The 11,514-nt window shown below is 59.2% G+C and carries 10 protein-coding genes; 6 read left to right on the forward strand and 4 right to left on the reverse strand.

Annotated features, from left to right (window positions below):
- Positions 1 to 254: 254 nt before the first annotated feature.
- From ACSF9G_RS23105 to ACSF9G_RS23120, 4 genes are read right to left on the reverse strand one after another with little or no spacing between them, the layout of a single operon-like run.
- Positions 255 to 716: a tripartite tricarboxylate transporter TctB family protein gene (locus ACSF9G_RS23105; RefSeq protein WP_436644423.1), complete on the reverse strand. Its 462-nt coding sequence runs from the start codon at positions 714 to 716 to the stop codon at positions 255 to 257.
- 6 nt (positions 717 to 722) lie between these two features.
- Positions 723 to 2,249: a tripartite tricarboxylate transporter permease gene (locus ACSF9G_RS23110; protein WP_436644424.1), complete on the reverse strand. Its 1,527-nt coding sequence runs from the start codon at positions 2,247 to 2,249 to the stop codon at positions 723 to 725.
- Positions 2,250 to 2,265: 16 nt separating this feature from the next.
- The gene (locus ACSF9G_RS23115; protein WP_436644425.1) at positions 2,266 to 3,207 is read right to left on the reverse strand and encodes a Bug family tripartite tricarboxylate transporter substrate binding protein; all 942 of its coding nucleotides are present in this window, start codon (positions 3,205 to 3,207) and stop codon (positions 2,266 to 2,268) included.
- A gap of 19 nt (positions 3,208 to 3,226) precedes the next feature.
- Positions 3,227 to 4,384 (reverse strand): UxaA family hydrolase, encoded by a 1,158-nt coding sequence (locus ACSF9G_RS23120; RefSeq protein ID WP_436644426.1) that lies wholly within the window; start codon positions 4,382 to 4,384, stop codon positions 3,227 to 3,229.
- Positions 4,385 to 4,564: 180 nt separating this feature from the next.
- On the opposite strand from ACSF9G_RS23120, the gene ACSF9G_RS23125 reads away from it, so the two are divergent.
- From ACSF9G_RS23125 to ACSF9G_RS23150, 6 genes are all read left to right on the forward strand, one after another.
- A complete protein-coding gene (locus ACSF9G_RS23125; RefSeq protein WP_436644427.1) occupies positions 4,565 to 5,401 on the forward strand; it encodes a GntR family transcriptional regulator in 837 nt (278 codons plus the stop codon).
- Between the two features lie 53 nt (positions 5,402 to 5,454).
- Positions 5,455 to 6,489: an Ldh family oxidoreductase gene (locus ACSF9G_RS23130; protein WP_436644461.1), complete on the forward strand. Its 1,035-nt coding sequence runs from the start codon at positions 5,455 to 5,457 to the stop codon at positions 6,487 to 6,489.
- Between the two features lie 14 nt (positions 6,490 to 6,503).
- Complete coding sequence (locus ACSF9G_RS23135; RefSeq protein ID WP_436644428.1) at positions 6,504 to 6,785, forward strand: UxaA family hydrolase; 282 nt, start codon at positions 6,504 to 6,506, stop codon at positions 6,783 to 6,785.
- Between the two features lie 15 nt (positions 6,786 to 6,800).
- Positions 6,801 to 7,952, forward strand: a complete 1,152-nt coding sequence (locus tag ACSF9G_RS23140) for a UxaA family hydrolase (protein ID WP_436644429.1) — start codon at positions 6,801 to 6,803, stop codon at positions 7,950 to 7,952.
- 91 nt (positions 7,953 to 8,043) lie between these two features.
- Entirely contained in the window at positions 8,044 to 9,072 is a 1,029-nt protein-coding gene (locus ACSF9G_RS23145; protein WP_436644430.1) for a TAXI family TRAP transporter solute-binding subunit, read from the forward strand.
- Positions 9,073 to 9,145: 73 nt separating this feature from the next.
- Positions 9,146 to 11,062, forward strand: coding sequence for a TRAP transporter permease (locus tag ACSF9G_RS23150; protein ID WP_436644431.1), 1,917 nt, complete (start codon positions 9,146 to 9,148; stop codon positions 11,060 to 11,062).
- Positions 11,063 to 11,514: the final 452 nt, after the last annotated feature.

The following is an 11,514-nucleotide window of genomic DNA, read 5'->3' on the forward strand; positions in this document are numbered from 1 at the left end:
ACCGTGCGAAGAAGGTACTAGGCTCATGGCCGTCGGAAACTAGCGTCGATCCCGGACCACCAAGCCCAAGCGCTTCAGGCCGTCGGAAACTAGCGTCGATCCCGGACCACCAAGCCCAAGCGCTTCATTGGAGCCGAACTCTAACTCAGACCAATGGCCACTTTCCGGGGAGCAGGCCAGGAGGAGTAGCCACTTCGTAATTGGCCAGCTCAGGAATATGCCCCCCGGCGGTCCATACTTCAGCCTCTTCGCGATCAGAATGGACCATTCGCGAGGAGCACGGGCACATTAATACGCAGGAGTAGCGTGAATACGATGTAAAGCCCGCTGATGACGATGGCTGTCGTCGAGATCGTTCCGATGAAAAGGCGCCGCGAGAAGCCAGCGCCATCCTTGATGATGTTTACGAGCGGATAGAGGAGAAGCAGGTATATTGTGGAGGATAGGTAAAACCCGATGATGGTGATTGCATAGATGTAAACGACCGTCGACCCGGCGATAGCGAAGGCGAAGATGACCCGCTTGTTGATCGCGGGCTGCTGCTTTGGAGCTGCAACCTCACGAATCAGAGAGATCACGGAGCAAGCCGCAAGCACGACAAGAATGAACCGCGGAAAGACGCCTGCAGGATAGAGAAGCCCATCGAGCTGGGTCCAGAAAATTACCGCAATCAGTATCAACGTTAAGTAGACGACTAGACCGAAGCGTACTGCCATCGCCCGTCAATCTCCTGTCATTCCCGAAGCGCGTTTGAGGAGGTCCTGCTCCTTTCGCTGCAGGAACACGGATGAGGCTATGGCGAGAACGCAAAACCCTATCAGGACGAGTGAGATGGGCCGGAAGACGAGAACGTCGAGAATGCTATCCGTCGCTCGGGCCATCATAAGGGACAATCCTAGTCCTTGTTCGGCGACCGGTCCGAGCACAAGACCCAGTCCCATCGGCCCGAGCGGCAACCCAGCTTTCGAACAGAAATATGCTAGCGTGCCGGTCCCGGCCATGACGGCAATGCTGTAGACGTCATAGGAGGCAGAGTAGGCTCCGATGCAACAGAAGACAATAATGGTTGGGCCGATATAGGCGGAAGGCACTAAGAGGACCTTCACGGTGCCCCGGATCATGATCGCTCCGATCACCAGCATGAGGAGGTTGGCGACGATGAGCGAGGCCATAAAAGCGAATGCTACATCACCGCTCTGGCGCAGAAGTCCGATGCCCGGCTGAATTCCGAAAGCGAGCAGAGCTCCGAGGATCACTGCCGCGTTCGCACTGCCGGGAATGCCGAGCCCCATCATGGGCACGAGACTGCCAGACACCTGTCCGTTGTTGGCGCTCTCAGAGGCGATAAGCCCCTCGATGGCTCCCTTGCCGTAGCGATGTGGTTCGCGATCCCACCGGCGGGCTTCGTTGTAGGCGATCAAGGACGCGATCACGCCGCCGGCGCCCGGCAGGATTCCAACACCCGTGCCGATCAGCGACGAACGCAGGACAAGCCACCATTTCTGGATGAACATGGGAACGAGTCTGCGTATCACCTGACGCTTCGGCTTGTAGTCAACGATGTACGAGGCTTGGTCCTCGAGAAGCTTCAAAGCCTGTGAGAAGGAAAATATGCCGAGCAGCGCGGGGACCATGCCGATGCCCTCGATTAGGCTCGGGAAGCCGAAGGTGAATCGCGGCAGCCCTACCGAAGGGTCGAGGCCTACAGTCGCAAGCAGCAAACCGATTGAACCGGAGAGTATCCCCTTGATCAGGCTGCCACTCGACATTGCCGCAATTGTTAGGAGCCCCAGCATCGCCAGCCAGAAATACTCTGGCGGACCGAAGGCGAGCGAAAATCGCGCGAGTGGTTCGAAGCTGACGATCAGTACGACGGTGCCGATCAGCCCACCAATGACCGACGCGATGAGGGATGCGTAGAGCGCCTCGTCGGCACGACCCTGCTGCGTCATCGGGTAACCGTCGAAGGTTGTCGCTAATGACGACGGCGTACCAGGCGTGTTGAGCAAGATGGCTGAATTGGCCCCGCCATAAATCGCGGCCGAATATATGGCCCCCAGCATTGCGAGGCCGGTGGTTGGATCCAGACTATAAGCGATCGGCAGCATTAGCGAAATCGCCATGACTGACGTCAGACCCGGCAGCGTTCCAATGACTATGCCGCCGGTGATCGCGGCGCTCATGATCAGCATGATCTTGAACGTCAGCGTCGCCGCGAACCCATCGATCAGAAGATCAAGCGACTGCATTGTCTTGGCCTGAAGCCTATTTCACTTTCTCAAATAACCGCGTCGCTACGTCCTTATACTCCTCCATCGAAGCCTGCAGGTCATCGCCGGACTTCCAGTTGGGGTTTTGCCCGACCTTCTTGAGCTCCGCCTGGAACTGTGGATTCTCGTAGATGTTACGCAACCCTTCCCGGAGACGGTCACGCACCGCGTCATCGAGTCCTGCTGGAGCGATAAAGATGCGACCCGTGATGTAGGTCAGGTCCAACCCCTGTTCCTTCAGAGTGGGTACGCCAGGAAGCGCATTGCTGTGCCGGTCGCCCGTCACTGCGAGGAACTGCGTCTCTTCCTTCGACCCTATCCAGGCCGGCTGTCCAGCCACGCCGGCATCGACGTGACCCCCGAGTACCGCCGCAACCAGTTGGGAGCCTCCGGGAAAGGGTATGACAGAAATATCGGCGCCGCTCTCTTCAGCAATCCGCAGCGCCAGGAGGTGCGTGCCACCGAACTGGTCGGCCGAGCCGATAGTTACCGTACCGGGTTTGTCCTTCGCCGCGGAAATTAGCTCATCGAGAGAGCTGTACTTTCCGGGCGCCGTCGCAAGCACACCAGGATCGGCTGCAACCTGGCCGAGCCAAGTGAAATCCTCCAGCAAGTACTGCGCTACGCCGGTGATCGGACCGAGCGCGATATGAGGTGAATTATAAGTGCCGATAGTGTAGCCGTCGGGTTTGGCACCGGCCACACTGTTTGTGCCAATGTGGCCGCCCGCGCCAGGACGGTATTGGAAGGTGAATGTCGAGCCGAACTCGTCTGAGGTGAACTTGTCTACGGTGCGGGCAATCAGGTCGCTGCCCCCGCCTGGGTCAAACGGCACGACGATCGTGATGGGCTTGTTTGGATATTCCTGCGCCGCTACCGGAGCCACCATCAAGGCACCACAGATCGCGACCAAACTTGCAGCTGAAAAATTTTTCATTGTTCCCTCCCTCGTTTTCCTAGAGCGATTTCTCGAACCGTGTGATCGTAGTCACCTCTTCATTGTAGACTTCGCTGCGCACGAGCATGCCCTCGGCGACCGCGAGCATTGCCTCCTGAACACGGCGCCCGGCATCATCGAGCGTGCCCGTGCCCTTGATAATCTCGGTGACCTGGACATCGATCGCGTCCCCAAGGCGGGCGATCGTTCCCGCATTGCCGCTGACTTTGAGCGTGGGAGCGATCGCATCGCCGCTTGGATTTCCCTGCCCTGTCGAGAACATGATGATCTGACAGCCACCGGCAGCCAGTGCCGTCATCGATTCCGCCGCCGGCGCTGCTGTGTCCATTAGGTTGAGCCCCGACTTCACAGGTCGCTGCGCAAACTCTAAGAAACCAACGATCGGGCGCGTCCCGGCCTTTCGGATCGCGCCGAGGGTCTTCTCCTCGATCGTAGTCAACCCACCGGCGATATTGTCCGGCGTCGGCTGCTGCCCGCGGATGTCGACACCGCGGGCAATAGCGTCCTGCTCGACCCGGCCGACCGCCTCAATAATCTTGCGGCCGATCTCGGGATCAACCGCTCGCTCCGCCAGAAGGTGCTCGCCACCCATCCACTCCGATGTCTCCGACAAGACAACGGTCCCTCCCGCGTCGACTAGCGCGTCGGCGGCCCATCCGACGGCGGGATTGGACGCGATGCCCGAAGTCGTGTCCGAGCCGCCGCACTCCACCCCGACCGTTAGGGTTGATAGCGGCAGCGGCTCGCGCTGCTGTCGCGAGGCCGCGATGACTTGATCGGCGACCCAGCGCGCACCCTTGAGCGCTGCGCTAAGTGGCCCCCCGTCACCCATAACGGTAACAATCTCGACTGGCTTTCCCGTTGGCCTGATCTGCGCGGCGACGATTTCGGCGGAGGCCGGTTCAAGACCAACGACGAGGACAGCCGCGACATTAGCGTTTGATCCGAGGCCAGCCAGAGCCCGCACTGTCATCTCATAGTCGTAACCAATCTGACCTCGACCGAAGCTGGTGGTGATTACGGTCGCCCCCCGCACCATGGCGCCAATACGTCGCGCAGTTCCTGCGGCGGTATCGACAATCGACAGGATTGCCACCCGATTGCGAACGCCGGCACTTCCGTCGGGCCGCGCATATCCGAGAAAGGTGCCGGACATCTGCCTATACCTCCTTCACACGTCACTTCAGATTTGGCCAAAAAGGTGGCCCACCACTACCCTCAGAACATTATCCGGAGCCTATCAGCTGATTCTGACTCGTCAATAATGTCGACAGAATCATTGACATTATGTTCTTCTGTCACTCCAGCCGGGAGGGGGCCAAATTGCAGGGATTTGTTGCTTTTCTATCAAACAGATCGCGAGTTCCGGGCCTTTCTCGCAAGCCGATCTGGACAACATTTCGATCAATTCATTCGCATAGCTGGCGGCATGAATGTTGACATTCCTGATGTCAGGCTGAAGCATGATGGTTTAGCTAGTCCAACGGAGCCAGGACCCATGCCCGTCCGCCGGAAAAATGGTGCGCGCGCGAACAGGGAGACGCCCCAGTTAGTGCAGGAACTGCGTCGACGAATCTCGGAGCATGAGATCCTTCCCGGCGGAAAGCTGAAGGACCAAGAGTTGGCACGCGAGTTCGGTGTGTCGCGGACGCGTGTCCGGGAGGCTCTGGCGGAACTCGAGCTACGCGGTCTGGTCGAACGGATCCCCAATAAAGGGGCAGTGGCCCGGCGGCTGGAGCTACCCCAAGTTTTTGAGATCTATGATGTCCGGGAAGTGCTGGAGGGACTTGCGGTGCGGCGTGCGGTCGAGTGCGAGGACCCGCACGTCTGGCAAGAATTTCTCGATACCTACGACGAGGAGTTCGAACGCAAGGTCGTCGGCGGAGACATTGAGCTCTACGAGAAGGAATTCACGCGGTTCCGCAATAAGCTGATCGAAGCCGCAAGAAATCCTGTCCTGGCGTCTATGTTGGACAGTGTACAAGACCAGACGCAAATCATCATGCGCAGAGTGCTGGTGTTGCCGGGCAGAGTGGAACGCGGCATCCGGGACCTGCGCCTTGTTCTCAAGGCGATGGCGGACGGGAAGGCTGAAGAGGCCGAACAGTTGCGCCGATCTGGAATCCGCAGCGCTATCGAAGATCTGAAACGCTACCAAAGGTTTGTTCTGTGAGCACCTCGACCCAGACGACAAAGTCCGACGAACCCGCAAAAGCGAGCTTGCGCGTGGCACGGACTTCTCTGGAAGATTGGTCGGCCGGTATGCTCGCGAGCGCCGGCCTTGACCGAGGGGATGCTGCCCTTGCGGCGCGGACTCTAGTGAGGACCGATGCCCGCGGCTTCAGAACGCACGGGATCGTGCGGATGCGAAGCTACCTCGACAAACTCCAGACTGGTGAAATTGTCGCGAATTTCACGCCGAAGCGATCATTCGACGGATGCCTCCTACGAATTAATGCTGGCGGCGCACTCGGTCAGGTAGCCGGGCCGAAAGCCGTGGACGAAGCTGTCGCTGCTGCATGTACGACCCCAATTGTCGCCTGCCAGCTTCAGGATGCGGGGCATCTTGGCGCGCTTGGCATTAACATTCTGCGGGCCGCAGAGGCGGGTATGGTAGCCCTGATGTTCCAGGCTACGCCACCGATTATTGGCCTACGCGGTGCGAACAAGCCGATCATAGGGAACAACCCGCTCGCTATTGCAGCACCTCGACCCAACGGGCCGCCAATCGTAATCGACATGGCGTGTTGCGTCGCCGCCCGTGGAAATATTCTGCTCGCCGCACGTAACAAGGAGCCGATCCCCGAGAGTTGGGCACTTAACGAACAGGGCCAGCCAACGACCGATCCGGACGCTGCGCTGCTCGGTTCGCTCCTGCCGTTCGGCGGTCACAAGGGCATGGCCCTAGCAATGATGGTCGAGATCCTAGCTGGCAGCCTCGCGGGCGTACCTTTCCACGCAAGCCTCAACCAAGAAGGCAGAGTGAAAAGCGGTACGGGGCATATGAATGCGCTCATTCTCGTCATCAATCCCGACCTCGTCTACGGCAGGACCTCGTATAACGAACATGTCGAGGCATGGACCTCGCACTACAGCAGAGAGGGCGGTCCAGACGCTCGGATCCCGGGCGAGCGAGCCCACCAAACAGAAGAAGAGGCAGACCAGATAGGAGTGTCCATTCCGAGGGTTGTCCTTCCAGAGTTGCAGGAAGCCGGCGAGAACGTCGGCCTACCATTTCCGGCCGGCACGGAGTCGGCATAATCAAGGAGCATCAGATGACGCGAGCAATTGTACTCCATCCCGACGACAACGTGGCGACGTTAATAGATGCCGGCAGCGGCGGTGCATCCGCCGAACTGACTGGCGAGCGGGGTGGCATGATCGAGCTCCGTGCTGACATTCCCTACGGTCATAAATGCGCTGTCAGTGAGATTCGCACCGGTGACGACGTCCTGAAATATGGACAGGTAATCGGCCGCGCCACAGCTGACATCGCCGTCGGCGATCACGTTCATATCCACAATGTCGAAGCGCTGCGGGCGCGTGGCGACCGGTAGGCGAGGAGAGATCCGATGGAGTTTCTAGGCTATGAGCGGCCGGACGGCCAAGTGGGACTGCGCAACCAAGTCGGTATCGTCTCCGTGATGGACAACTGCAATCCCGTCACCCGCGCAATCTGTCGCTCAGTCAATGGGACACTTCCTATTACCACGCTCTTCGTTCGTGGCCAGCTCGGACGTGATCTAGAGATAGCGTATGACACGCTCGCCGGTCTCGCACGCAATCCCAACATAGCGGCAGTTGTCGTAGTCGGGCTTGAGCCGGTGACGACAGAGGAAGTTGCTTCGCGGATCCGGAGCTGCGGAAAGCCAGTTGAAGTCGTCGATATCCAGCTCGTGGGCGGAACAATCGAAGCGACAGCCAACGGCACCAGACGTGCGGCGCGCCTTGTGCGCGAGGTAACGCGCCAACGCAGGGTGCCCTACCCCATTTCAAAGCTGACGGTCGGGGTTGAGTGCGGCGGCTCGGATACGACATCCGGCCTTGCCTCCAATCCCAGCATCGGCGTCGTCGCCGACCGGATCGTTGAAGCCGGTGGGAGGGTCGTTATTTCCGAAACGTCGGAGTTCTTTGGTGCCGAAGAGCTATTCGCTGGGCGCGCCGCCGACGAAAAGGTGGCTCAGGACTTCCTTGACGCGGTGCTGAGCTTTGAAAGGGAGGTGATGTCGCGTGGGCTCGACCTCAGGGGGGCGAACCCTTCGAAGGACAATATTCGCGGCGGATTGACGACGATCGAGGAAAAGGCACTTGGTGCAATGGCGAAGGCCGGAAGCACGCCGCTCGTCGGGGTGCTCCGATACGGCGAGGCCCCACAGAAGCCTGGACTTCACTTCATGGCGACACCGGCACCGGCCGTTGAATCACTTACCGGGCTAGCCGCTGGAGGCTGCCAGATGATCCTGTTCTCGACGGGCGTCGGAAACCCCATCGGCAGCACCGTCGCGACAACGGTCAAGGTCTCCGGCAACCGCAACACCGTGGATACCTTCAGCGACAATATTGACTTCGACGTGTCTGCCGTCATCGAGAACGCTGAACCGCTCGGTGATGCCGGCGCGAGACTGCTCAATTATGCCATCGAGGTCGCCTCAGGCGCCCTAACCAGTTCGGAAGTGCTCGACATTCGGGAGACGGCCATCAGCCGCTTCGAGCCTTCCATGTAACGACATCCGCTGGCACCGGCCGGGACGGTACCGCTGACAAAAAATGACGACGTACTTGGGAAGAAGCGATTACAGGGAGAGGGAGAGGAAGATGAGGATTGACCGAACGCCAAGGATGAAAGCCGGTTTTACGGCAGCGTCTGTGCTCTGGCTCGCTGCCACGCTGCCGCCGCAGGCGGCGTCAGCTCAGGAAATTGGCCTGCGCTGTGCGCCCTTTGGCTCGATCATGTACACGGTCGGCAACGCTATACAGGATCTCACGCAGAAGCGTCATCCCAGCTTGCGCATCACGAATGCTGAAGGACCGGGTTCGACGGCGGTGACCGTCAATATTATGTCGGGCGGCGAATGGGCGCAATCGATCGGTTGCACTAGCGTACTCGACTTCGTCTATGCCGAGAAGGGCGTGCAACCATTCTTCGACAAGGCCTACCCCGAGATCCGCGATGACGTGAAAATTCTTTTCAACGGGTTCTACGGCGCAATTGGAATTCTCACTACGGACACATCGATCGAATCCGCTACAGATCTCGACGGTAAGCGTCTTGCCCTCGGCCGCCGGGCGCAGGCACACTGGGGCGGCCTGCCCGCCTTATTCTTCGAAGAAGGCTTGCCCGAGGTCCAACCGGAAATGGAGTTCATGGGCACGACACCCTCGCACGAGTCGCTGCCCGAGGGTCGCGTGGACGCCATTGTTTCGCAGATTGTCATGTCGCCAGACGGCAGCAAGGCGTTCAAACCGAGCGTCGTAAGCCAGCTCTTCGCCTCCGGCCATGACATCTGCCTCGTAGGCTTCCCGAATGAGGCCTTCGAACGGGCTGCGGCGGCAGGGCTCGAGTTCCAGCCTATCACCGTTGACAGCAAGGCGATCCCCGAAACTGCCTGCGGCCGCTCCGTCCAATGGATCTACTCTCCGGCATCGCTTGCCGTCCACAAGGATTTCCCGGAGGAGGTGGCTTATGAGCTTACGAAGTTCATGATCGAGAATGCCGACGCCTTGCCTACTTATGCCGCGACACTGGCCGTCATCGCCTCTGGCGACGGGCTTCTCGGCAATTGGGAGGCGGACGATCTGCATCCTGGCGCAAGACGGGCCTTTGAGGAAGCTGGCCTCCTCTGACTGCGTAGGAAGGGCTTCCCCACTCGGCCGGGCGCATCCGTCCGACCGGCCGAGTCGATGCCGGAGTGATGCCATGAATGCGGTCTCGCGCCTCGCGGTTGGACTGGCACTGACAGCGGCGGTCTATCACCTCTATTTCGCCTATGCCCGCCCGCTCACGGAAGGAGAGCATGCGATCATCCATGTTGGCTTCGCGACGCTATTGATCGGGCTGGACCAAGTGAGGAGGCGGGTCGGCATGCTGCGCGGCCTTGCCTTCGTCTGTCTCGCCGGCTCGCTCGTTGCAAGCGTTTACCTTTTTACGGTTACCGAAGATCTCGAGATGCGGTTCGGAATTGGGCTCACCGATCCGCAGCTTTTGGCCGGCGTCACCATGATCGCCGCAGTAGTCATCCTTTGCTGGATGGAATGGGGCATCATCATCGCCGCCCTAGCGGTCGTAAGTCTTGCATATTTCTTCCTCGGCTATCTTATCCCGGGTCCGCTTCGTGCGGCGAAGCACCCGTCCTTTGACTACGCCATGACCTTCTTGATCTCGTCCGGCGGCACGGGTCTATACGGGCAGATCACCCCGATCTCAGCGAGCGTCATATTTCTGTTTATGATATTTGGTTCGCTTCTCGCTTCGACCGGCGTGACGCGCCTCTTCATGGAGCTCGGCAACTGGCTCGGACGTATCATGCGAGGAGGCGCGGCCGTTACGTGCGTTGTTTCGAGCTCGCTTCTTGGCACGGTCACAGGGGCAACTGTCGCAAACGTCGCGATCACTGGTACGTTCACGATCCCCACGATGAAAAAGCAGGGCTTCCGCGCGGAGGACGCTGGAGCCCTTGAGGCTGTCGCTTCCTGCGGCGGACAGGTTCTTCCGCCAGTCATGGGAGCCGGCGCCTTCATAATGGCCGCCTATCTCGGCATCAGCTATATCGAGATCGCCGCGCGCGCACTGGTACCGGCTCTTGCCTTCTATGCCTCTGTGCTGATTTCGATCTTCTTCCTAGTGCGCAAGGCGGGGAAGATCGCTGAGAGCGAGCCCGCCGATTTCTCTATTATTCGGGGCGAGCTCGTGCCCTTCCTGGCGCCGCTAATCACGCTCGTGTACTTCCTGATGCAGGGCTATTCGGCGACTACCGCTGTCGTCCTCGCCATCAGCTCCGTCATCGCTATCTCTATCCTGCGACCCCGCACATGGCGTTCACGCGACGGGTTCCGGGAAACCGCTAACTCAATCATTCGCGGGCTAATTTCAGGTGCCGAGCAGGGTGCCGCACTCGCAATTATTACGGCAGCGATCTCGCTTGTGGCGCAGTCACTCATAACCACGGCTCTCGGACCCAAATTCGCAAGCGCGCTTGCGGGACTGGCTAGTGGTCAGATCCTTCCAGCACTGCTGCTCGTGGCATTCGCGTCGCTCCTGCTCGGTTGTGGCCTGCCGACGATCGCCGCATACACGATGGTCGCTATTATGATGGTACCTGCGCTCAAGGCTATAGGCATCGACCCACTCGCATCTCACCTCTTCGTCTATTATTTTGCGGTCTATGCGGCCGTGACGCCGCCGGTCGCGACAGCTGCTATAGTGGCAAGCCGAATTGCTGAAACTAGCTTCTGGCGCACCGCTTGGGCGGCCATGCGTGTGATGAGCGGCCCCCTAATCCTTCCCTTTTTATTCATCTATCGACCGGAAGTTCTGCAGTTTCCGCCGGCCCCATTTGCTCTGATCGAACCGTTGCTTGCGTGGTTTACGGCAACGATAGCGTTCTTGGCGCTGACCCTTCGCCATATCCTTGTCTCCACAACGCGATGGGAAAGCGCCGGAGCTGGTCTTGCGGGTAGCCTCGCAGTCGCGTGGATTGTGACCGATGTTGACGTATTCCTATGGGCCGCAGTTGTACTTATCGTCCTGATCACTGTCGCCCAATCCCGCAGGCGACCATTGCGCCTTAAGCCCATCGTTATGGCTACGTCGGAACAAGAACCAACAAATAGGTGACTTTTCAGAATGCCAGTAGCAATCCAACGAATTACCCCAGATTTGTAAACACCCTTCCTTTATTCTTAGGCACCAAAGAGGTGGTAATGACGACCGACAATTTCGCAGACGACTTTCAAGCGCGATGCGGTCGACAAAACCGTCGAGCGAGGCTATCCCGTCGCGTACGAATCAAAGCGACTGGTGGCCAGTCAGCATTCGCTTTGCGCTTGGCAGAAGAGGTTCTCAATGCCGAGTTCGAGCGGCGGTGGTCAGGGGGTTGAGGCCCGTCGGTTGAAGACGGAACCGGCAGGTCACTGATCGGAGCCGTCCGACGATGAAGCAGAATTCCCCGCCTTCCGACTGAGCAGATACACTCTACGGGGCGGGGGTGGCCGAGGCATCTTGAGTCGAAGGCTTATATTCGCAGATACGTCAGCTCCATACCCTGATACACCGAAGACCGTTCCCTG

Source organism: Microbaculum mangrovi, assembly GCF_051390635.1.
Taxonomy (GTDB): Bacteria; Pseudomonadota; Alphaproteobacteria; order Rhizobiales; family Tepidamorphaceae; genus Microbaculum.